The sequence below is a fragment of the Aeribacillus sp. FSL M8-0254 genome (genome assembly GCF_038008845.1).
Classification (GTDB): Bacteria; Bacillota; Bacilli; order Bacillales; family Aeribacillaceae; genus Aeribacillus; species Aeribacillus composti.
This window is the reverse complement of sequence record NZ_JBBOZY010000001.1, coordinates 3,202,637-3,224,675: the sequence shown is the minus strand read 5'-3', so window position 1 is coordinate 3,224,675 and position 22,039 is coordinate 3,202,637. Positions and strand designations below refer to the sequence as shown.

The following is a 22,039-nucleotide window of genomic DNA, read 5'->3' as shown; positions in this document are numbered from 1 at the left end:
AAAGGGAATGCTTTCACATTCTTTTAAGGGGTGTAAAATTTTATTCGAAATATAATTCCGGACGTCTGTCTTGAAAAATAGGAATGGTTTTTCTTACACGGTCAATTTCTTGAAGATCCAGTTGGGCGTAAAAAATTCCTGCATCTGTTTGATCATGAACAAGAAGCTCGCCCCAAGGGGCAATGACCATTGAGTGTCCATTAAATTCATTATTTTGATCCGCTCCGACCCGGTTTACTGCTACAACAAACATTTGATTTTCAATTGCCCGTGCTTGGAGAAGCAATTGCCAATGGTCAATTCGCTTTTTCGGCCATTCGGCAGGAATGAACATAATGTTTGCACCTTTTAATGCATGGGTGCGAATCCATTCCGGAAAACGCAAATCATAACAAATAACACCACCGCAAGTGATGCCGTCCAGCTCAAATATATTTACTTTTTGGCCGGCACTCATAAATTTATGCTCATCCATCAATTTAAACAGATGGGCTTTGTCGTATTCAGCGGTGATATTTCCGAATCGGTCGACAACGTACATGGTATTAAAAAATTGTCCGTTTTTTTTCGTTGCAACTGAACCGCCGACAATATTGACATGATATGTTTTAGCAAGGGATGTCAGCAGCTCAATTGTTTTTTCTCCATTTTTGTCTGCAAGCTCATCAAGCTGATCAAGGGCGTATCCTGTATTCCACATTTCAGGCAAAACAATTGTATCCGCTTGATGGCTTGCTGCTTCTATTATATTTTTTTGAGCGATTTCATAGTTTTGGTCCGGTTCGCCTAAAATGATATTCATTTGTATACAAGCAACTTTCATGATTTTCAGCCCCTAGACATTTTTATATAAAGACTATAGAATTTTTATAATAATTTCAACTATTTTTATAAAAAAAGGTGGATTAGAGTGGAGATTTCAGAACGTTTAAAAAAGCTTCCAACACAATTTTTCTCTGCCCTTGTGAAAAAAGTGAATAACGCTGTAGCCGAAGGAAGAGATATTATTAATTTAGGACAAGGAAATCCTGACCAGCCGACTCCCCCGCATATCGTCAAAGCGCTGCAAACCGCAGCAGAAGACCCGAAAACACATAAATATTCACCATTTTCAGGTCTGATCGAGTTAAAACATGCGGCTAGTGAATATTATAAGAAACAATACGGAGTCGATATAGATCCGGAAAAAGAAGTGGCGATTTTATTCGGTACGAAAACTGGACTTGTTGAATTGCCGATGTGCCTATTAAATGAAGGAGATCTAATGCTATTGCCCGACCCGGGTTATCCAGACTATTTATCAGGCGTTGTTTTAGCCGGGGCTCAATTTAAAACGTTCCCGCTGTTGGCAGAAAATCGGTTTTTACCTGATTACAACGCCATTCCGTTGGAGGATAAAGAAGCGGCAAAATTGATGTATTTAAACTACCCGAACAATCCGACAGGAGCAACGGCCGATCTTAAGTTTTTTGAGGAAACGGTTACGTTTGCAAAGAAGCATCGAATTTCCGTTGTCCATGATTTTGCGTACGGTGCGATCGGCTTTGACGGCAAAAAACCGACCAGCCTTCTTGAAGCGGAAGGAGCCAAGGACATCGGCATTGAAATGTACACATTGTCGAAAACCTACAATATGGCCGGCTGGCGCGTTGGATTTGCTGTAGGGAACCAGAATATCATTGAAAGTATTAATCTTATTCAAGATCACTTATATTGCAGCCTTTTTCCAGCAATACAATTAGCAGCAGTTGCCGCATTAACAGGCGATCAGTCGTGTGTAGAGGAGCTTGTCTCCCTTTATGAAAACCGCCGAAATACGTTTATCAATGCTATTCAGCAAATTGGCTGGAACGCTCAAGCTCCGAAAGGGTCATTTTTTGCCTGGCTCCCTGTTCCGAAAGGTTTTACTAGCGAAGAGTTTGCCGATTATTTGCTTGAAAAAGCAGATGTCGCCGTTGCGCCAGGAAACGGCTTCGGGCAATATGGAGAAGGATACATACGCGTTGGTTTATTAGTTGATGAGAGCAGGCTTTTAGAAGCGGTTGATAGAATTCGCAAGCTGAACCTTTTTTAACTGCTGCAATGAATGTTGAAACACTCTCCTTATCCCCCTAAAAAATGATCAGCACGTGAATGCCTTTCCAATCAAAATTAAAAGAAGTATAATAAAAATTGTGTTAAGTGGGAGTTTTTTGACTGAATGTAAGGGGGATAAGCGGGATGGAAAAATTATATGAGAGTATGTATCAATTAATTGTGGAAACGTCTACAAAATTGCCGAAGGATGTCCGCCGCGCTATTTTGAAGGCGAAGCAGCGTGAAAATGCTGGTACAAGAGCTGCGATGTCGCTTGCCACGATAACCGAAAATATTAAAATGGCAGATGAAAATGTATCGCCGATCTGCCAAGATACCGGATTGCCGACATTTAAAATTAAAGTGCCAGTCGGTATCAATCAAATTCAAATAAAGGAAACAATAAAAAAAGCGATCGCTCAAGCGACGAAGGACGGGAAGCTTCGCCCGAACTCGGTCGATTCGCTCACTGGAGAAAATTCCGGCGATAACTTGGGCGAAGGGCTTCCAGTCGTAAAATTTGAACAATGGGAAAAAGATTATATCGATGTTCGCTTAATATTAAAAGGCGGCGGCTGCGAAAACAAAAATATTCAATACAGCCTGCCGTGCGAACTAGAAGGATTGGGAAGAGCCGGGAGAGATTTGGATGGAATCCGCAAATGTATTTTGCATGCGGTATATCAAGCACAAGGCCAAGGATGCAGCGCAGGATTCATTGGAGTTGGAATCGGTGGAGACCGTTCAGCGGGGTACGATTTAGCGAAAGAACAATTATTCCGCGAAGTCGATGACGTAAATCCGAACGAAGAATTGCGGCAATTGGAAGAATATATTATGGAAAATGCGAACAAGCTTGGCATCGGAACGATGGGATTTGGCGGGGAAACCACTTTATTAGGCTGCAAAGTCGGCGCAATGCACAGAATCCCTGCAAGCTTTTTTGTTTCTGTCGCATACAACTGCTGGGCATTCCGCCGTTTAGGTGTGCATATCGATCCAAATACGGGTGAAATCATAAAATGGCTTTATCAAGATGGAGAAGATGTTGATTTTCAAGAAAATGCTGCACAAGAAGAACATTTAGCATCAACGGACTCTGAAAGACGTGTCATCACGCTGCAAGCGCCAATTACAGAAGAACAAATCCGCGAGCTGAAAGTCGGCGACGTTGTTCGCATCAACGGAATCATTTACACAGGAAGGGATGCCATCCATAAATATTTAATGGATCATGATGCGCCGGTTGATTTAAACGGTCAAATTATTTACCACTGCGGACCTGTCATGTTAAAAGATGAAAACGGCAATTGGGAAGTGAAAGCGGCTGGGCCGACCACTTCCATTCGCGAAGAGCCTTATCAAGGGGATATTATGAAAAAATTTGGCATCCGTGCGGTAATGGGCAAAGGCGGCATGGGGCAAAAAACGCTGCAAGCTTTAAAAGAGCATGGCGGAGTATACTTGAATGCGATTGGCGGTGCTGCTCAATATTATGCGGATTGCATCGAAGCGGTTGAAGGTGTTGACTTGCTGGAGTTTGGAATTCCAGAAGCTATGTGGCATTTGCGCGTAAAAGACTTCACGGCCGTTGTCACAATGGATTCACACGGCAACAGCCTGCATGAAGACATTGAAAAATCGTCATTAGAAAAGCTTTCTCAATTTAAAGAGCCGGTATTTAGCTAAATATTAAACTCAATGCCATAGCCAGATGATTGGCTATGGTATTTTTTTGAAATCAAGATGGAGCATAATTCCTAAAAACGGATAAAGACTAATAGTAAAAATAATGGAAAGGAGATTCACAGCTTGAATTATTTCCGGATTTTATATTGCTCTGTCTTGTTATTTTTTTCTTTTTTTAGCTGCGCCTCTGCTGCTGTCAGCAATCACCCGATTCATTGGGGTTTTCAAAAAAACAATAATCATCAGCCTCCTGATGCCGGGAAAGAATGGAATGAACTTTTAAATAAATATGGAGCGTTTTATTTAGGAGATCCCAGCAAAAAAGAGATTTATTTAACGTTTGATAATGGCTATGAAAACGGCTATACATCGAAAATTTTGGACGTACTGAAAAAGCACGATGTACATGCGACGTTTTTTGTAACAGGCCATTATTTAAAAACAGCCCCTGATCTTGTAAAGAGAATGGTGAAGGAAGGGCATATTGTCGGCAATCATTCATGGAGCCACCCTGATATGACGACAATCAGTGCTGATAAAATAAAGAAGGAGCTTGATGCCGTCAGCGACAAAGTAAAGGAGCTTACAGGCCAAGAAGGAACAGTATATGTGAGACCGCCAAGGGGCATTTTTAGCGAACGCACACTTGCATTGTCCGAAAAATACGGTTATCGCAATATTTTTTGGTCGCTTGCATTTGTCGACTGGAAGGTGAATGAACAAAAAGGCTGGCGATATGCATACGACAACATTATCAATCAAATTCATCCGGGCGCGATCATTTTGCTGCACACCGTATCAAAAGACAACGCTGATGCGCTTGATGAAGCGATTAAAACTTTAAAACAGCAAGGCTATACTTTTAAAAGCTTAGACGATCTAGTGATGGAGAAAATGTTTGAAAGTCCATTTCTTTATTAATAGAAGCGGATTATGTGATATAATAGCTCCGAAAAAATACGATAAAGGTCGGTAAAAACATGTGGAATGTGACGATAAAAGCGGCGCCGCCGTATGACTTCGACCGCGTGTTAGAGCGCCTTTCACTTGATCCGTTGAACAAGGTGGACGTGCACAAGCGAACCGTCCTTGTTCCTCTTTATAGTGAAAAAGAAGAACCTTTTGTTGCCGCTGTAAAAGCAATCGGAACGAAGGAAAACCCAGTATTTGAAATATCAGGGGAACAGGATGAACAAAAAGAACGAGCCATCCATGAGCTGACACGCATATTTCAATGGAAGAATTCGCTTAAAACCATTCAAGATCATTTCCTGCAAACCAACCTTGCTCCGCTTTTTCAAGAGCATGAAGGGACGCCGCTCGTGTTAGATTTTCATCCGTATGCTTGTTTAATGAAATGCATTATTCATCAGCAATTAAATTTATCATTTGCCTATCAGTTGACGACCGCTTTTGTGCAAACTTTTGGGTTTCAAGTAGATAATGTATGGTTTTATCCAAAACCGGAAACAGTAGCCAAATTGAATTATGAGGATTTGCGGGCGCTGAAATTCAGCATGAGAAAAGCGGAATATGTTATTGATACCTCCAGACTGATTGCAGAAGGAGCACTGCCGCTTCATGCCTTCCATGAATGGGGCGATGATGACATTATGAAAAAATTGGTTCAAGTGCGCGGCATCGGCCCGTGGACGGTGCAAAATTTTCTTTTATTTGGGCTGGGCAGGCCGAATCTGTTTCCTGCTGCTGATATCGGCTTGCAAAACGCGATCAAGCATTATTTTCAACTGGAAACGAAACCGACAAAAGAAGAAATGGAAAACTACAGCCGCGAGTGGGCTCCTTATTTAAGCTATGCAGCTTTTTATTTATGGCGAAGCATCGAAAAGAGACGGGGAGAAGCGAAATGAAGATAAAAAATAGATCGGCATCTGTGACGATTCAAAAGGGACAGCAATTTCCGCTGACCATTAAGCGGCTTGGCATTAACGGAGAAGGTGTCGGGTATTTTAAGAAACAAGTCGTCTTTGTCCCGGGAGCTTTGCCCGGGGAAGAAGTGGTCGTTCAAGCAGAGAATATTCAACCAAATTATGCAGAAGCCGTTATTAAAAAAATACGGAAAAAATCCCCTCATCGTGTGAAACCGCCCTGCATCTATTATGACCGATGCGGAGGCTGCCAATTGCAGCATTTGCAATATGAACAGCAGCTTGCTGCCAAACGGGACATTGTCATTCAAGCGCTTGAGCGCCATACGAACCTCGAGGTTGACGCCCTCGACATCCGTCCGACAATCGGTATGGACGACCCTTGGCATTACCGCAATAAAAGTCAATTTCAGCTCGGAAATGAAAAACAGCAAGTGATAGCAGGCCTGTATGGTGCGAATTCACACAAGCTTGTTCCAATTCACTCTTGCATGGTTCAGCACCCGCTGACAGATAAAATTACCCAAACGGTAAAACAAGTACTGGAGGATTTTCACATTCCGATTTACCATGAGCGAAAACGGACGGGCATCGTTCGCACAATCGTTGTACGCGCCGGCGTTCAGACGAACCATGTGCAAGTCGTCCTCATTACAAAAGCGGAAGAATTGCCGCGAAAAGAACTGATTGCAGCGGAGATCATGAAGCGCGCGCCGGAAGTAAAATCAGTCATGCAAAATATAAATGGAAGCAAAACACCGCTGATTTTCGGCGACAAAACGGTTTTGTTAAAAGGTGAAGAAGTCATCCAAGAAACATTGGGCGACCTTTCCTTTGAACTATCCGCCCGCGCTTTTTTCCAGCTTAACCCGGTGCAAACGGTCAAACTTTATGACGAAGTCAAAAAAGCAGCAGGTTTAACAGGAAGCGAAAAAATCGTAGATGCCTATTGCGGCGTCGGCACGATCGGCTTGTGGCTGGCAAAGGATGCAGCAGAAATCAGAGGAATGGATGTCATTGAAGAATCCATCCGCGACGCGAAAAAAAACGCCGAAAAACACGGGATCAAAAATGCAACATATGTCACAGGCAAAGCAGAAACATGGATGCCAAAATGGGCAAAAGAAGGCTGGCGCCCAGATGTTGTCGTCGTCGACCCTCCCCGCACCGGCTGTGACCGAGCGTTTCTCAAAACAATCAAAAAAGTGAAGCCAAAACGATTCGTTTACGTCTCATGCAATCCGTCCACCCTGGCAAAAGACATTCAATTTCTTTCCAGCTTGTACAAAGTCGAATACATCCAGCCCGTCGACATGTTCCCGCACACGGCGCATGTGGAGTGCGTTTCGCAGATCGTTTTAAAATGAAAAAATGAGGCAAGATAAGGTTTCTCTCTTGCCTCTATTCAATTTTTGGTGTGGTAAACCGGTAATGAATTATTGGTGTACCGTCCTCTTTTACCTCGATTCGATTAATCAGTCGATGGAGAATATCCTCGGTTAATTCATCGAAATTTAGGAATTGAAGTAATTCCTTTTTAAGCTTTTCAATCGTTTCGATTACATCCTCGCTTTCCATCAATGAAAGAAGTTCATTTTTCTGTTCCATTAATTTAGTTAAATACTTGTTCGTTACTTCAATACTCTCTTGATATTCTTCATGTGTGATAATTCCGTCAGCTAACAGGTTGATGAATTTCCTTTTTCGATTTTTTAAAACATCCATCTGTTTGTTAATCTTATTAATTTGCTTTTGAGAATCCGATTTTGTACTTTTCGATTTTCTCTCCATCTTCTTTATATATTGCTCTTTGTCCATTTGATGAATTAAAGATTTTATGTCATTTAGAATTGTTTCTTTTAAAAAATCCTCTTTTATATCGTGTGGGCGGTACAAGCTTTTTTTCCATGACGCGCATAAGCCCCACAAATGTATCCGTCTCGATTGCTTCGGAACCACATACCTGTACCACAATCGGCACAAAAGAGGACATTAGTAAACAGATGTATCTTGGGTGCTGTAATATATTTTCTTCTCTGCTCTAATTGATTTTGGACAGCATCAAACGTTTCCCTAGATATAATTGGCTCATGTGCATTTTTGATAATAAATTGTTCTTCTTTAGGAACGTTTTTTCTTCTTTTACTTGTTACACTTACTGTCGTTGTTCTTCCTTGAACAAGATCCCCAACGTAATGGGGATTTGTTAAGATGCATTAATGGTAGAATCATGCCACTTATCTCCTGCGTTTGCTTTTCCAGCTATTTGAGCAGGGGTTGGAACTCCCTCGTTATATAGCCGTCTTGCAATACTTTGTCGTCCGTTTCCTTCCAAATATTCTTTAAAAATTCGTCTAACAATATTTGGTGTTTCATCATTTCGGATATACAATTTTCCATCTCTTACTTCATAACCATATGGAGGATTCGAACCTTTAAAAAGTCCATTTTTTGCTCGAGTCTTTAATGTCTCTTTCACACGATTACTCGTGTTTTGAGATTCTTGTTCATACATCCATGCATAAAGGCCAAACATATGAGTGTTCCCTGTTAATGTATTGATTGCATTATCTAATGTAATGATGTGAATCCCTTGGTTTTCACATAAGTTTTTGATTTTATAGGATAACTCTCCATTGCGGGCAAGACGTGATAACTCTTTAGCAAGAATGATATCGAACTCCTTATTCTGAGCATCTTCAATAAGTTTTTGAAGTTCTTCTCTTTTTGCCGTCGTCCCGCTTTCAACGTCAATATAAAATTTGTAAATATCCCAACCTTTTTCCGCTATATAATTATAAAACAGTTCTTGCTGATATTTTAAGGAATCTTTTTGTTCTTCTTTATCGGTAGAAACACGAACATATACTGCACATCTCATTTTGAATCATACTCCCTTCTCGTCTTTTTGAGATGTAGCAGTGTTTACCTTACTAGCATTATTGACGAGTTCTTCAATTTTATGATCAATAATTGAATTTATAACATCCATGAAGGTGAGCGAAGTATCTGCAAAAATTCGCTCAACGGTGTTTTCTGATCTATTCATGATTATCGCTCTCCCTTTTATAATTTTCCAATATAAAAAAATCCGCAGAATTACATAACCAACAATGTGAATGGTTACGTAACCTCTGCGGTTCTCGCTTTTTTTCGGCTTACACTATTTATTTGACTTTGACAAATATTCTTCAATGCGATGTTTATAGGTATTTCCCTTTCCATTGTAACGATTTCTTCTATACTCAAATAAGAAATTAGTTAGCTGTGAATGTTCTTCTGTTGAAAGTTTTGATGGATGATTCACTCTTATATAGAGAAATCCCTTTAGATTTCCTTGGTTGTTAATCATTTTTCTTCTCCTTTTTTATTTGTATTTTTCGTTTTGCATAAAGCATTGTATCTTCGTTTTTTCATATTTGAAGAGGAAAAAGGAATTTTTTAGTTGATTTTTTGATTAACCGATTTGTTCTGAAACATTATACTTATCGATTCAATGTATTTTAATAGGATTTTAAAATTTTTTAAGATATTTTGGATTAATCAATTGGGTAAATAGTTATAGGTCTCCATGATTATCCTTTTAATAAAATAAGATAAATAGGTATAATGAAGATATATTAGATGCAGCAGGAGGAAGTTAGATGATTACAGGGGAAATTAAAAATAAAGTTGATAAAATATGGGAAACGTTTTGGACAGGTGGAATTACGAATCCATTAACGGTTATCGAACAATTTACTTATCTTTTATTTATAAAAAGTTTAGATGAAGCAGAAACAATTAAAGAGAAAGAAGCGGAAGTTCTAGGAATACCATTTGAAGGGATCTTTCCAGAAGATAAACAACACTTGCGCTGGCACCGTTTTAAACAGCTCGGATCCCCAGAAGAAATGTATCGTGTTGTTTCCGATGAAGTTTTTCCTTTCATTAAAAATTTACATGGGAAAGATAATTCAGCATACTCCAAGTACATGGGCGATGCGATGTTTTTAATCCCAACAGCGAATATGTTGGCAAAAATTGTTGATGGAATTGACAATCTACCATTAGATGATCGGGATGTACAAGGGGATTTATACGAGTATCTACTGTCAAAATTATCAACGTCTGGTACAAATGGACAATTCCGTACGCCAAGACATATTATTGAAATGATGGTTGAACTCATGAAACCAACGCCAGAGGATATTATTATTGACCCTGCAATGGGGACTGCTGGATTTTTAGTTGCTGCAAGCGAATACTTACGTAAACATCACAATGATATGTTTCTTGTTCAAGGCTTAAAAGAACATTACCATAATACCATGTTCTACGGAAATGATATGGACCGGACAATGCTACGTATTGGTGCCATGAACATGATGCTACATGGTGTCGATAATCCGAATATTGACTATAGGGATTCCCTTTCTGAAATTAATAAAGATAAAGAAAAATATACGTTGGTACTCGCTAATCCGCCATTTAAAGGCTCATTAGATTATGAAGCAGTTTCAAATGATTTATTGAAAATTGCCAAAACTAAGAAAACCGAATTATTATTCTTATCCTTATTTATTCGTATCTTGAAACCGGGTGGACGAGCTGCTGTCATTGTTCCAGACGGTGTGTTATTTGGAAGTTCAAAAGCACATAAAACGATACGAAAAGAAATCATTGATAACCATAAATTGGAAGCCATTATTTCAATGCCAAGTGGGGTCTTCAAACCATATGCAGGAGTTTCAACGGCGATTATGATTTTCACAAAAACCGGTGCAGGTGGTACAGATAATGTCTGGTTCTATGATATGAAAGCAGACGGATTTTCATTGGACGACAAACGTACACAGATTGAAGAAAATGATATACCAGATATTATAGAACGGTTTAATAATTTAGAAGCAGAAAAAGAACGGAAACGGACAGAACAATCCTTCTTTGTACCGATTGAAGAAATACGGGAAAACGAATATGATTTGTCGATAAATAAATATAAAGAGATTGAATATGAAGAAGTGGAGTATGAAGCGCCGAGTATGATACTTGAAAGAGTGGAAGCGTTGGAAAAAGAGATTATGCAGGGATTACAAGAATTGAAAGAAATGATTAGAGGGTAGTGTGTAACATGGGATTTGAGACGGTTAAACTAAAAGATTTAACTATTAATTTAGATAATAAAAGAAAGCCCTTGAATGAGTTAGAAAGAAAATCTCTAAAAAAGAAAGGTTTATATCCATATTGTGGTGCAAATGGAGTGTTAGACTATATTGATGAATTCATTTTCGACCAAGAAATTCTATGTATAGCAGAAGACGGAGGAAGTTGGGGATTTAGAGAAAAGTGTGCTTACATCATGAATGAACCGTGTTGGGTAAATAACCATGCTCATGTGTTAGTAGCAAAAGAAAACGTTAATGTTAAGTACTTATGTTACTATTTAAACTATGCTGATCTAAGTAAACATATTACAGGGACAACAAGAGGTAAACTAACTAAGTCTGCATTAGAGAAAATAGAAGTTAAAATTCCTGATTATAGTACTCAAAATAAAATTGTAAATGCATTAGACAAAGCCCAAGAACTCATCGACAAACGCAAAGCCCAAATTGAAGCATTAGACCAATTAACGCAAAGTGTGTTTTTGGAGATGTTTGGTTCAATTCAAGGAGAAAAGTTACCTTTAAGTGAGTTATGTGAAATAAATCCTCCGAAAAGAGAGGTAGCTGACTTAAAAGAGGATACGATTGTTTCTTTTATTCCCATGGCAAATGTTTCAGAAAACGGAGAAATTGATTTGTCTGAAACCCGTAATCTTGGTGAAGTGTATAAAGGATTTACTTATTTTAAGGAAAACGATGTTCTTTTTGCAAAAATTACACCTTGCATGGAAAATGGAAAAGGTGCTATTGCGAAAAATTTAACCAATGAAGTCGGGTTCGGTTCAACTGAATTCCATGTTTTAAGACCAAAAGAAGGAATTACAAGTGAATGGCTATATTATTTAACAACATTACCCAAATTTCGTCAGCAAGCTGAGAAAAACATGACCGGAAGTGCTGGTCAAAAACGTGTACCTAAACAGTTTTTTGACAAATATAAAGTTAACAAACCTACGATAGAATCACAGGAAGAATTCAAAAAAATTATTTTGAAAATCAATAGTCAAAAAGAAATGTTAAAAAAGAGTCTAGCGATTTTAGATACAAATTTCCAATCACTTATGCAACGCGCTTTCAAAGGCGAATTATTTACAGAAGAAAAAGTTTCTAACCTTTAATCAAAGGGAGGTGGCAATGTGTCAAACTTTAGCTTTCTAAAGGAAAAGAAGCAATATCGCAGTTTTGCCAATGCTTGTTTTGAAGCGGAGAAAGGTTTAGTTGTAAGTCCCGCTGTCAGCGCGATTCAGTCACGACGTGCGCTGGAGCTAGCAGTTAAGTGGGTTTATAGTTATGACAGTGCTTTGAAAGTTCCTTATCAGGATAACCTTTCTAGTTTAATTCACGACCGAGAATTTTTAGGAATTATTGATGAAGATTTACTTCCGATGATGAAGTATGTAGTAAAACTTGGTAATCAAGCAGTCCATACTAATGCACCAATTACTCGAGATGAAGCGGTGTTATCCCTTCATCATCTATTTCAATTTATTGCATGGATTGATTATTGTTATTCTGATGAATTTACGGCCGGGGAATTTGATGAATCCTTACTTCCTGTTGGTGAAGAAAAGAAGATCCGTCCGAAAGAATTACAAGATTTATACGAACAACTAAGTGCGAAGGACAGGAAACTTGAAGAAATTATTAAGGAAAATCAACATCTTCGTAAAAAGGTCACAGAAAAACGTGAACAGAACACGAAAGAAAATAATTTCCAAGTTGATCAATTAAATGAATTTGAAACAAGACTAAAATATATCGATTTAGACTTGAAACTTGCCGGTTGGGAATTTAATAAAGATATCATTCGAGAATATCCAGTAGTAGGTATGCCCAACAAAGAAGGTAAAGGATTCGCTGATTACGTTTTATTTGGTGATAATGGAAAGCCCCTTGCTGTTGTGGAAGCAAAAAGAACAGCAAAAGATCCGAAAATTGGTCGTCAACAAGCTAAGCTTTATGCTGACTGTATTGAAAAAATGTCAGGTATTCGTCCAGTGATTTTCTATACGAACGGCTTTGAAACATATATTTGGCATGATCAGTATCCTCCACGAAAAGTTTCTGGTTTTTATAATAAAGAAGAATTAAGTTTGTTAATCGAACGCCGGCAAATGAAACGTCCATTATCAAATGTACAAATAAATGATGATATTAGTAACCGATATTATCAAAAGGAAGCCATTTTATCTTTTTGTGATGCATTGAGTCGTAATCAAAGAAAAGCACTTCTTGTAATGGCTACAGGTAGTGGAAAAACGAGAACAGCAATTTCAATTGTCGATGTTTTGACTCGGCATAATTGGGTGAAAAATGTTCTCTTCTTAGCAGATCGTAAAGCTTTAATAAACCAAGCATATCGTAACTTTAATAACTTACTGCCAAGTATACCTTTATGCAATCTTTTAGATAACAAGGATAACCCAGAGGAAAGCCGAATCGTCTTTTCTACATATCCAACGATGATGAATGCCATCGATGAGGCGAAAAGAAAAAATGGCAAAAAACTATTTACCGTTGGACACTTTGATCTCATCATCATTGATGAGTCGCATCGAAGTATCTATAAAAAATACCGTAGCATTTTCGATTATTTTGATGGAATTTTACTCGGCTTAACGGCAACTCCAAAAGATGAAATTGATAAAAATACGTATGAAGTGTTTGAAATGGAAAATGGTGTTCCGACTTATGCTTATGAGCTGGATCAAGCTGTAAAAGATGGATTTTTAGTTGATTACCGAACTATCGAAACAAAGACAAAGTTTCTAGAAGAAGGTATTCATTACGATGATTTATCGGAAGAAGATAAAGAAAAATATGAAGAACTTTTCGATGAAGAAGATTTCAGAGAAGACATTGATAGCTCTGCCTTAAATGAATGGCTATTTAATGATAATACGATCGATATGGTATTGAAAGATTTAATGGAAAAAGGCATCCATGTAGAAGGCGGAGACAAGCTAGGCAAAACGATTATTTTTGCGAAAAATCATCGCCATGCCGAAAGAATCGTAGAACGGTTTGATGCATTGTTCCCAGAGTATGGTGGAGATTTTGCTAGAGTCATTGATTATAGCATAAAATATGTTCAAACATTAATAGATGACTTTTCAGATAAAAGTAAAATGCCACAAATAGCTGTATCTGTAGATATGCTCGATACTGGTGTGGACATTCCAGAAGTAGTTAATCTTGTATTCTTTAAAAAGGTTCGTTCGAAAACAAAGTTCTGGCAAATGATTGGTCGTGGAACACGGCTTTGTCCAGATTTATTTGGAATTGGACAAGATAAAACGCATTTCCTCATCTTTGACTATTGCGGAAACTTTGAGTTTTTCCGTGAAAATCCAAAGGGAATGGAAACTCAAGTTGGTAAAAGCCTGACAGAAAAACTATTCAATGCCAAAGTGGATATTATTCGTGAATTACAAGGGACTGAATATCAAACAGAAGAATATATCAACCATCGCAGTGAATTAGTCCATGAAGTAACAAGGGACGTTCTTGCGCTTGATAATGACAATTTCCGTGTTAGACAACATCTGCAATATGTGGAGAAATATAAAAATAAGGACAATTGGGTGTCATTATCTGTTCTTGATACGAATGAAATTAAAGAACATATCTCACCGATCATTGTCCCAGTTCAAGATGATGAATTTGCTAAACGTTTTGATTTATTAATGTATACGATTGAATTGGCCAAATTACAAGCCAACAATGCCACAAAACCAATTCGCAGTGTCATTCAAACGGCGGAAGCACTTTCTAAACTTGGTACGATTCCACAAGTGATGGAGCAAAAGCATGTCATTGAAAAAGTATTGACGGAAGAGTTTTGGGATAGTGCTGATATTTTCGAGTTAGATGAGGTACGTGAAGCGTTAAGGGATTTAATCAAGTTTATCGAAAAAGAAACACAAAAGATTTATTATACAAACTTCCAAGATGAAGTAATTGAAGTAAAAGAAAACGCTTCGATCTTCAATGTAAATGATTTACAAAATTACCGGAAGAAAGTAGAACATTATCTTATCGAACATAAGGACCAAATGGCGATCTACAAGCTGAATCATAATAAACCGCTAACAGCCCAAGATGTGAAAATGCTTGAAGATATCCTCTGGAAAGAACTAGGTACGAGAGAAGATTACGAAAAAGATTTTGGCGACACACCGATTACAAAACTAGTTCGGCAAATTGTTGGCTTGGATCCGAAAGCAGCCAACGAAGCATTTTCCGAATTCCTTTCAGAGGAACGGTTAAATCTAAACCAAATTCGTTTTGTTAAACACATTGTTGATTATGTCATTAAAAACGGAACACTCGATAAAAAAGTATTACAACAAGAACCATTCAGATCAGTTGGCAGTATTGTTGAACTGTTCAAGGATAATATGGATGATGCAAGAAAAATCATTGGCATTATTGATGAGATTAATCGAAATGCGGAAGAAGTGACAGGGGCGTAAATATTATCAATCATGAAATGACACCTAGGATAAATATCTTAGGTGTCTTTATTTTTAGGAGGGCATATATGTCAAAGGATATTGTAATTAATTCTGGTATTTTTCCTGTGATAATGAGTATCCAAGATAAAGACATCAATGGTAAGTATTCTAAAGTATATCATATACCAAGAAGTATCAATCTACTATATTTAGAAAATATAAAAGATAACTGTGAAAAAGATCTTCTTAGAAAATATGCAAATGCAGAAAAATTTAATGATAATATTATAATCATTTATTTTGCTTATATTAAAGAAGGTTGATTGATTCACATAAAATCAATGACAATGATAAAACCCCGATGATGAACAAAAACACATAAAGGCTTGTATTGTTTACTCGAAAGGATTTTTATGAAGAAAGGTGTTAAAGAAGTGAAGGAAAAAATCCGCACCGTTACAGAAGACACCAAATACATTCAGCATCATTAGCTAACAACGAACGTTTTTAGCATGGATTCGAACCGCGATTGCGATTACAGGAATCGGGTTTTTGATTATGAACTTACATATCAAATCGTCCGCCCGTCCTTTGTCAAATGCAGCGGTGCAAATAATCGGCATATTATCGGTCATTACGGGAATATGTACGATGATCTTTTCGACGATTGGATATTTTTAAAAGCAAAACAAATTATTGAACAGACATTTCGTACATCGCATCCTCTTGTTTATTTTTAGCAATGTTAATGTTACTAGTCACATTATTGTTCGGCTATTATTTTTTAATTTATAAAGTAGAATGGCTATCGCCTTGTTGATTGTAACCATTCTTATTTTTTTATAATAAGGGTATCAGTCCTTTTTCTTTGTAAAGGTGATAAGAAATTAGTTAAAATACACATATAGGTATATGAAGACAGTGTGTTTAAAAAAAGCAGCACAAGTTTTTAGATAGACCCCCATGCCGAAAAAATTCGGCACCATCGGAAGGATGAAAATACCCTTCTGTCGAATATTTTAAGTTTATACATTTTGGAATTTGGGTATTTTCAGGATAGAATTTTTCACTATATTCAAGATGGAATTGTTGTAATGAATCATTAAGAGATATCAGTGAAATAAGCCTACCAGCGAAACGATTAATAACGTGGAATATCGGTAATAATGTTCCGTATTGTGTAAATGTTTAGGAGTAGAATAGTGGATAATCACTTTTTAATTTGGAGGGGTAAATCAATGAGTGATGTGATAGCAATCGGCCCGTTTTTATTCCGCACCAATTGGTTAGTATGGCTGTTGTCTGGTATTAGCGGCTATGTATTTTTGCACTTCTTATTAACCGAGAGGAAAGAATACAGAGATAAAATAGAAGCTCTTTTGTCCAATGCTTTGCTTTATTATCTTGCTATTTGGAAAATCAGCCCCGCGCTATTTGATCCCTCCTTGTTTTTGAATAATCCGTTGAGCATTTTGTATTTGCCTAGTGGAAATAAGGGAGTTCTCCTGGGAATTGTAGTTGCTTCTATTTCTGTTTTCATTGGAGCATATCGTGCAAAGATCCCTATCTATGTGTTGACAAACTCACTGATAGCTTTCTATGTCATGGCTGGCTTCGTTTATTATTTGTTTCAGCGGCAGTACGGTGTTCCTATTTCACAAGATTCGTGGCATGTTGGATTGACGCATCATCCAATTCATTTGTATAAATTGCTATTGTTTTTCTTGCTTATTGTATGGGTTCTTTTACGTAAAAAACCGATAAACTTTCCCGGACATACATATTTTTTCCTTATCTTATTTAGTACGGGGCAGTTGCTCATTTCCTTTTTCGCTGGCCAACATTCATATTTCTTTGGGCTATCGAAGCTGCAGGTATGGAGCATTTCTATGCTTATGTTTGGCGTTGTTGGTAAAGTACTATTGTGGAAAAAAGAAAGAAACTAAAATCTTAAAAAAATCTTAACATAAGGAAGATATCATGAAAAAAGAATGAAACGACGGAAAGGTGCAACACAAAAATGTCTGCGTTATTTGCTTTAACAGCCGGCATGCTTTCTTTTTTCTCGCCCTGTATTTTTCCTTTAGTTCCCGCCTATGTCGCACATCTTACCGGAACATCTGTAAAAGATAACAAAATTCAAGGAAGAAAATGGGATATATTTACCCGTTCGCTAGCGTTTATTTTCGGATTTAGTATTATTTTTGTCCTGATGGGGGCCACTGCTAGCTTTATTGGGCAATTCTTTATAGAATACCGCACATTCATTGAAAAAATTAGCGGCTTATTAATCATAGTCTTTGGTCTACAGATGGCTGGAATATTTAAATTTCGGTTTTTCATGCGTGAAAAGAGATGGAGTCTCCGTAAAGAGAAAACAGAAAATATATTTAATTCTATGATTGTCGGTATGGCGTTTGCCACTGGCTGGACTCCTTGTGTTGGTTTGACTTTATCCTCCATTTTGCTTTTGGCTGGATCGACAGAAACGATGTACAATGGAATGTTCTTGCTCTGGTTTTATTCCTTAGGATTAGGAATTCCATTTCTTATCATTTCACTCGCTATTACGCGTTCTTTAAGAATAGTTAAAAATGTTAACAAATGGCTGCCGGCGTTATCAGTAATAAACGGGTGGGTCATGGTTTTACTCGGGGTTCTTCTATATACGGGACAGATGCAAAAAATAAGTGCTTTATTATCGAGTTATTCCGTCTTTTCGTACTAAGGATTGAAAAGGGGTGTTTTTTTTGAAAAAAGTGATAGCAATTATCATATTGTTCGGCTTATTGGGCTGGACTTTCTATGATACAGCCTTTAAGGGAAAATCATCTTCATCTATAGATAATAATAGTTCTTCCTATGTGGAAGGAATTAATAAGGGAAACCGTGCACCAGACTTTAAACTACAAACATTAGATGGCCAAACGGTTGCGCTGTCTGACTTTCGAGGAAAAAAAGTAATTGTCAATATGTGGGCGACGTGGTGTCCACCTTGTCGTGCAGAGATGCCGGATATGCAAAAATTTTATGAGAAATACAAAGATGAGGGGGTTGAAATATTAGCGGTAAACTTGACACAAGCCGAAAAAAACAAAGAAGACGTTGCTCGTTTTTTAAAGGACTATGGAATTACGTTTACTGTAGTTCTTGATGAAATGGGGGAAGTGTCTGAGAAGTATCAAGCTCAAGCCATTCCGACGAGTTATCTTATTGATTCGAAAGGAATCATACGCGAAAAGATTACAGGACCGATGAGCTATGATTGGATGGTAGAGAAAATTGCTTCCATGGAATAAACTCCGTTTTTTAGGGAGGAGATGGACATGAGCACTCCAATTCTAGTTGTCGAAGACGATGCGAAAATTAGGCAATGAGTAAAAATATATTTAGAAAAAGAAGGATATGAAGTATGGGAAGCGGGAGATGGAGAAATGGGAATGGATATGTTTTTAAAGCGTTTCCCTTGTTTAATTATTCTGGATCTCATGCTTCCTAAAATGAATGGAATAGAGCTATGCAAACAAATTCGTCAGGACTGGAAACATGATGTTCCAATCATTATGTTAACAGCTAAAATACGGGAGGAAGATCGTGTTGCTGGGTTACAGGCGGGAGCAGACGATTATGTAATAAAGCCGTTTAGCCCCAGAGAGCTTGTAGCCCGTGTGGAAGCCGTGTTGCGACGAACAGAACAACGATGCAATAAAATTTCTTATAACGGATTAACTATTAAGCTGCGCAGGGGAGAAGTTTGGTTGCATGGACGGCAAATTCACCTTACTCAATCTGAATTTCGCCTTCTTCACTTTTTCATGCAACATCCTAATCAAATTCTTTCCCGGGAACAGTTGTTAGAACAGTTGTATCCAAATGGAGAAAAATGGGTGATGGAGCGTACTATTGATGTGCATATAGGAAAATTGAGGGAAAAATTAGAAGATAACCCTTCGCAGCCAAAATGGATTCAAACGGTTCGAGGAATGGGGTATAAATTTGTTGCGTCTTAAATTAAAAACTTTGCAAGAAAAACTATATTCCCGAATTTTTTGGAAATTAATCGCGATTAATGTGTTAGTCATTGGCAGCGTTATTTGGTTGACAGGTGTTTCCGTTAATGACTTTGCTTGCTTTTTAGTGAATCAATTTAATATGGTTGGAGAAGCAAGGAAAGCCTTTTTTAACAGTACCATGGAATATTATTTAATTCGTACGAGCATCATCGCAGTAATTGTCGCGGTTGTTTTGCATTATTATTTAACAAGGAAAGTCGTGGCTCCGCTTCAGAAACTCGTCCAATCAACTAAAAAATTAACTAGCGGTCAGTATCCTCACCTTCTCGAAGTGGCTTCGAAAGACGAAATTGGCGAACTGACGAAGAACTTTAATCAGTTGATTATCCGTTTAAAAAAGATAGAAGAAGCAAGAAAAAATATGATTAGTGATATGGCTCATGAGTTACGCACGCCTTTGACCAATCTAAATGGATATCTAGAAGGATTAAGCCAAGGCGTATTAAAAGGAGATGAATCATTGTTTCAATCACTTTACGAGGAATCTGCGCGATTAACGCGCATGGTCAATCAACTCGATCAATTAACAGAGTGGGAGTACAAACATTTACATCATTTTGAGCTAAAAGATAAAGTGGATATAAAGACGTTCATAGAAGAGTGTGTAAAATTGTTTCAGTTAGATTTGGAGCAGCGCGGCATCTCCTATATCGTTTGCATCGAAGAGGCACAAGTTCTCGTTGACCGGGATGGCCTGAAGCAAGTAATGAACAACTTAATACAAAATGCTATTCAATATAAGATAGGAGATGGGGATATTTGTATTTATGGCAGAAAAGAGGAAGGAATGTACAAGGTGACGGTGCAAGGAGAAGGAGAACCGATTCCTGAAGAGAAAAGAGAATGGTTATTTGAACGATTCTATCGAGTAGATTCAGCAAGAAGTAGAAATACCGGCGGAACGGGGTTGGGGCTATCGATTGTGAAAAAGATTATCGAACGTCATATGGGAGAAGTAGGAATGTATTCTGAAGGGAATACACATTCGTTTTGGTTTACGATACCGTTAGCTTCTAGAAAATTGGACAGCAGTAATTGAAATTAGCTTCTGTCTGTTTTTTGATCATGCATAAAACAAAAGATAAGATCCCCTCCCGCTCCTTGGCAAGTGGGAGAGGACATATTTACGGTTTTCAACCCAAAATATTTGCCTCAACATTGCTTCTGCTTGAGGAAACGGAAGCCCCAATTTCCATCCCCCCATTCCTCTAATGCCATATTGAGAAATTAATCGATATTTCGCAATAATGCTCCGGGCATCCTCAAACCATACCACATGTTTATTTCCTTTTTTATCTGTATAGAAAAAGTATGGCGATTTTGATGAGGGATCGTATATAATTGACGACCCGTGATCCATGGCAAGTTTTACAGCTTCATTTTGTGAATGGGATGTTCCTTTTGTCGCGCCGTTTCGCAAATAGATCCAATCATAAGCATACATAGCAATACCTAAAAATAGTTTCTGCTTCGGAACGGTATTTACTGCATAATTTAAAGTAGCGCGCACTTGATTAATGGGTGCGATCGGTCCAGGAGGCCCTCCAAAGCAGTGCCAATCATACGTCATGAGAAACATATAATCGACAACTTTTCCTAACGCCGCATAATCATACCCCGCAAAATGAGATGGATACCGATCTCCTTGTTTAGGAGGCACAGAAATGGAAACAGTGAATCCAGACGGTCGCAATTTATTAGCTAGTTCTTTCATAAACAGATTCAGTGCTGTCCTATCTTCGGAACGTACTTCCTCAAAATCAATATTTACCCCTTTGAAATCATTGTATCGGAGTAACCGTTCGATATTATTGATTAATTTTTTTCTTAAGGATGGATTATTCAAAATATGGTGTGCTAATTGATGATCAAATCCCTTTGCACTTAGGTTGGTAATAACGGCTACTGGTACCATATGTTGCTTTCATCCTTCAGTAATGTCCGTTATTGCTTGCAATGAACTTAAATTTCCATTCCAATCCGGATGATATTCGAATACACCGATTTGACTGACCAAGGGGCGATAATTACGTAGTAGCGATTGATCAGATTCTTTATTTTTCGGCACCATATAAGCACCTGTCATAATACGGTGTTTTTTATATTGCGGAATGTAGATCTTTGCTTCTTACTACGGAAGGGTCTTTAATACCATTGAACCGAGCTAATTGCCAAACCGAAAGAGAATGGCGGTTTGCAATCGTCCACAATGATTTTCCTCGAGAAATCGTATATGTTGTTCCTGGAATAAGAAGAGACTATCCAGGCACAATTTGATCGGTAGAAAGATCGTTCATTTTTTGAATACTGCTTACGGTTTGATTGTATTTGTTGGCGATTTTCCATAACGGTTCCCCTGCTTTGACTTCATGGATGATAAAAGAGCTGCTTGTGGACTGGGCAAAGGCCTGAGTGTGGAATTGGATAATGGCTAAACATAAAATTATAGTGGCTAGAACAATTTTGTTCATTTGAATAAAACCTCCCTTCAGAATGGTTTCCTAGGATATAATTTGTGCCATTTGTGAATGTATATTCTCCTATATCGCAGTATAACTTTCAAAACCTATGTTCTAGAGTGGTGAAAACGATTTTTATTTTTCTATGCGGCGGTTGTTTTTTAAGAAAAAAGTGCAGAGCATTTCAGTATATAAATTTGTTTATATCGTATAAAAATTCAATCTGAATTCTCGCTATTGGGGGCTTGA

The 22,039-nt window shown here is 37.9% G+C and carries 22 protein-coding genes; 15 read left to right on the top strand and 7 right to left on the bottom strand.

Annotated elements, in window-relative coordinates; translation table 11 throughout:
- Nucleotides 1-40 precede the first annotated feature (40 nt).
- Nucleotides 41-823, bottom strand: a complete 783-nt coding sequence (locus NSQ44_RS15655) for a carbon-nitrogen family hydrolase (RefSeq protein WP_311066503.1) — start codon at nucleotides 821-823, stop codon at nucleotides 41-43.
- A gap of 87 nt (nucleotides 824-910) precedes the next feature.
- On the opposite strand from NSQ44_RS15655, the gene NSQ44_RS15650 reads away from it, so the two are divergent.
- The 5 genes from NSQ44_RS15650 to rlmD all read left to right on the top strand — a co-directional run bounded on the left by NSQ44_RS15650 (nucleotide 911) and on the right by rlmD (nucleotide 7,021).
- The gene (locus NSQ44_RS15650) at nucleotides 911-2,074 is read left to right on the top strand and encodes a pyridoxal phosphate-dependent aminotransferase (RefSeq protein WP_340807874.1); all 1,164 of its coding nucleotides are present in this window, start codon (nucleotides 911-913) and stop codon (nucleotides 2,072-2,074) included.
- A gap of 146 nt (nucleotides 2,075-2,220) precedes the next feature.
- Nucleotides 2,221-3,765 (top strand): fumarate hydratase, encoded by a 1,545-nt coding sequence (locus NSQ44_RS15645; protein ID WP_094244479.1) that lies wholly within the window; start codon nucleotides 2,221-2,223, stop codon nucleotides 3,763-3,765.
- Between the two features lie 123 nt (nucleotides 3,766-3,888).
- Nucleotides 3,889-4,686 carry a delta-lactam-biosynthetic de-N-acetylase gene (gene pdaA / locus NSQ44_RS15640; protein ID WP_327856984.1) on the top strand — a complete coding sequence of 266 codons (798 nt, stop codon included), beginning with the start codon at nucleotides 3,889-3,891 and terminating at the stop codon, nucleotides 4,684-4,686.
- A gap of 59 nt (nucleotides 4,687-4,745) precedes the next feature.
- A complete protein-coding gene (locus NSQ44_RS15635; protein WP_339210373.1) occupies nucleotides 4,746-5,636 on the top strand; it encodes a DNA-3-methyladenine glycosylase family protein in 891 nt (296 codons plus the stop codon).
- Nucleotides 5,633-7,021, top strand: coding sequence for a 23S rRNA (uracil(1939)-C(5))-methyltransferase RlmD (gene rlmD / locus NSQ44_RS15630; protein WP_340857557.1), 1,389 nt, complete (start codon nucleotides 5,633-5,635; stop codon nucleotides 7,019-7,021). The genes NSQ44_RS15635 and rlmD overlap by 4 nt, the downstream gene beginning before the upstream one ends.
- 34 nt (nucleotides 7,022-7,055) lie before the next feature.
- Here the strand turns inward: rlmD and NSQ44_RS15625 are convergent, their stop codons facing one another.
- From NSQ44_RS15625 to NSQ44_RS15610, 4 genes are read right to left on the bottom strand one after another with little or no spacing between them, the layout of a single operon-like run.
- Entirely contained in the window at nucleotides 7,056-7,550 is a 495-nt protein-coding gene (locus NSQ44_RS15625) for a hypothetical protein (RefSeq protein ID WP_340857555.1), read from the bottom strand.
- Nucleotides 7,529-7,867, bottom strand: a complete 339-nt coding sequence (locus tag NSQ44_RS15620; protein WP_340858284.1) for a recombinase family protein — start codon at nucleotides 7,865-7,867, stop codon at nucleotides 7,529-7,531. Before NSQ44_RS15620 ends, NSQ44_RS15625 begins: the two co-directional genes overlap by 22 nt.
- Nucleotides 7,861-8,535, bottom strand: coding sequence for a recombinase family protein (locus tag NSQ44_RS15615; protein ID WP_340857554.1), 675 nt, complete (start codon nucleotides 8,533-8,535; stop codon nucleotides 7,861-7,863). The genes NSQ44_RS15620 and NSQ44_RS15615 overlap by 7 nt, the downstream gene beginning before the upstream one ends.
- Nucleotides 8,536-8,541: 6 nt before the next feature.
- Nucleotides 8,542-8,703, bottom strand: a complete 162-nt coding sequence (locus tag NSQ44_RS15610) for a hypothetical protein (RefSeq protein WP_340857553.1) — start codon at nucleotides 8,701-8,703, stop codon at nucleotides 8,542-8,544.
- Between the two features lie 595 nt (nucleotides 8,704-9,298).
- On the opposite strand from NSQ44_RS15610, the gene NSQ44_RS15605 reads away from it, so the two are divergent.
- From NSQ44_RS15605 to NSQ44_RS15560, 10 genes are all read left to right on the top strand, one after another.
- Nucleotides 9,299-10,759 carry a type I restriction-modification system subunit M gene (locus NSQ44_RS15605; protein ID WP_340857552.1) on the top strand — a complete coding sequence of 487 codons (1,461 nt, stop codon included), beginning with the start codon at nucleotides 9,299-9,301 and terminating at the stop codon, nucleotides 10,757-10,759.
- Between the two features lie 8 nt (nucleotides 10,760-10,767).
- Nucleotides 10,768-11,919, top strand: a complete 1,152-nt coding sequence (locus NSQ44_RS15600) for a restriction endonuclease subunit S (protein WP_340857549.1) — start codon at nucleotides 10,768-10,770, stop codon at nucleotides 11,917-11,919.
- Nucleotides 11,920-11,937: 18 nt separating this feature from the next.
- The gene (locus tag NSQ44_RS15595) at nucleotides 11,938-15,276 is read left to right on the top strand and encodes a DEAD/DEAH box helicase family protein (protein ID WP_340857548.1); all 3,339 of its coding nucleotides are present in this window, start codon (nucleotides 11,938-11,940) and stop codon (nucleotides 15,274-15,276) included.
- A gap of 68 nt (nucleotides 15,277-15,344) precedes the next feature.
- The gene (locus NSQ44_RS15590; RefSeq protein ID WP_340857547.1) at nucleotides 15,345-15,581 is read left to right on the top strand and encodes a hypothetical protein; all 237 of its coding nucleotides are present in this window, start codon (nucleotides 15,345-15,347) and stop codon (nucleotides 15,579-15,581) included.
- A gap of 229 nt (nucleotides 15,582-15,810) precedes the next feature.
- On the top strand, nucleotides 15,811-15,939 hold the full coding sequence (locus tag NSQ44_RS15585) for a hypothetical protein (RefSeq protein ID WP_340857546.1): 129 nt from the start codon (nucleotides 15,811-15,813) through the stop codon (nucleotides 15,937-15,939).
- A 557-nt stretch (nucleotides 15,940-16,496) separates the two neighbouring features.
- Entirely contained in the window at nucleotides 16,497-17,204 is a 708-nt protein-coding gene (locus NSQ44_RS15580; RefSeq protein ID WP_108897608.1) for a hypothetical protein, read from the top strand.
- A 74-nt stretch (nucleotides 17,205-17,278) separates the two neighbouring features.
- Nucleotides 17,279-17,986: a cytochrome c biogenesis CcdA family protein gene (locus NSQ44_RS15575; RefSeq protein ID WP_108897609.1), complete on the top strand. Its 708-nt coding sequence runs from the start codon at nucleotides 17,279-17,281 to the stop codon at nucleotides 17,984-17,986.
- A 31-nt stretch (nucleotides 17,987-18,017) separates the two neighbouring features.
- Nucleotides 18,018-18,557: a TlpA disulfide reductase family protein gene (locus NSQ44_RS15570; protein ID WP_340858283.1), complete on the top strand. Its 540-nt coding sequence runs from the start codon at nucleotides 18,018-18,020 to the stop codon at nucleotides 18,555-18,557.
- Between the two features lie 84 nt (nucleotides 18,558-18,641).
- The gene (locus NSQ44_RS15565; protein WP_340858282.1) at nucleotides 18,642-19,268 is read left to right on the top strand and encodes a response regulator transcription factor; all 627 of its coding nucleotides are present in this window, start codon (nucleotides 18,642-18,644) and stop codon (nucleotides 19,266-19,268) included.
- On the top strand, nucleotides 19,255-20,370 hold the full coding sequence (locus NSQ44_RS15560) for a sensor histidine kinase (RefSeq protein WP_340857539.1): 1,116 nt from the start codon (nucleotides 19,255-19,257) through the stop codon (nucleotides 20,368-20,370). The genes NSQ44_RS15565 and NSQ44_RS15560 overlap by 14 nt, the downstream gene beginning before the upstream one ends.
- Nucleotides 20,371-20,394: 24 nt before the next feature.
- Here the strand turns inward: NSQ44_RS15560 and NSQ44_RS15555 are convergent, their stop codons facing one another.
- Nucleotides 20,395-21,246 (bottom strand): glycosyl hydrolase family 18 protein, encoded by an 852-nt coding sequence (locus tag NSQ44_RS15555; protein WP_108897613.1) that lies wholly within the window; start codon nucleotides 21,244-21,246, stop codon nucleotides 20,395-20,397.
- Between the two features lie 343 nt (nucleotides 21,247-21,589).
- Nucleotides 21,590-21,802 carry a LysM peptidoglycan-binding domain-containing protein gene (locus NSQ44_RS15550; RefSeq protein ID WP_270897437.1) on the bottom strand — a complete coding sequence of 71 codons (213 nt, stop codon included), beginning with the start codon at nucleotides 21,800-21,802 and terminating at the stop codon, nucleotides 21,590-21,592.
- Between the last annotated feature and the right edge of the window lie 237 nt (nucleotides 21,803-22,039).

Excerpts from the sequence above, each read along its gene's own strand:
- NSQ44_RS15655 (WP_311066503.1), bottom strand. The coding sequence starts at position 823 with ATGAAAGTTGCTTGTATACAAATGAATATCATTTTAGGCGAACCGGAC.
- NSQ44_RS15645 (WP_094244479.1), top strand. The coding sequence starts at position 2,221 with ATGGAAAAATTATATGAGAGTATGTATCAATTAATTGTGGAAACGTCT.
- NSQ44_RS15635 (WP_339210373.1), top strand. The coding sequence starts at position 4,746 with ATGTGGAATGTGACGATAAAAGCGGCGCCGCCGTATGACTTCGACCGC.
- rlmD (WP_340857557.1), top strand. The coding sequence starts at position 5,633 with ATGAAGATAAAAAATAGATCGGCATCTGTGACGATTCAAAAGGGACAG.
- NSQ44_RS15615 (WP_340857554.1), bottom strand. The coding sequence starts at position 8,535 with ATGAGATGTGCAGTATATGTTCGTGTTTCTACCGATAAAGAAGAACAA.
- NSQ44_RS15610 (WP_340857553.1), bottom strand. The coding sequence starts at position 8,703 with ATGAATAGATCAGAAAACACCGTTGAGCGAATTTTTGCAGATACTTCG.
- NSQ44_RS15605 (WP_340857552.1), top strand. The coding sequence starts at position 9,299 with ATGATTACAGGGGAAATTAAAAATAAAGTTGATAAAATATGGGAAACG.
- NSQ44_RS15600 (WP_340857549.1), top strand. The coding sequence starts at position 10,768 with ATGGGATTTGAGACGGTTAAACTAAAAGATTTAACTATTAATTTAGAT.
- NSQ44_RS15590 (WP_340857547.1), top strand. The coding sequence starts at position 15,345 with ATGTCAAAGGATATTGTAATTAATTCTGGTATTTTTCCTGTGATAATG.
- NSQ44_RS15580 (WP_108897608.1), top strand. The coding sequence starts at position 16,497 with ATGAGTGATGTGATAGCAATCGGCCCGTTTTTATTCCGCACCAATTGG.
- NSQ44_RS15575 (WP_108897609.1), top strand. The coding sequence starts at position 17,279 with ATGTCTGCGTTATTTGCTTTAACAGCCGGCATGCTTTCTTTTTTCTCG.
- NSQ44_RS15555 (WP_108897613.1), bottom strand. The coding sequence starts at position 21,246 with ATGGTACCAGTAGCCGTTATTACCAACCTAAGTGCAAAGGGATTTGAT.
- NSQ44_RS15550 (WP_270897437.1), bottom strand. The coding sequence starts at position 21,802 with ATGAACAAAATTGTTCTAGCCACTATAATTTTATGTTTAGCCATTATC.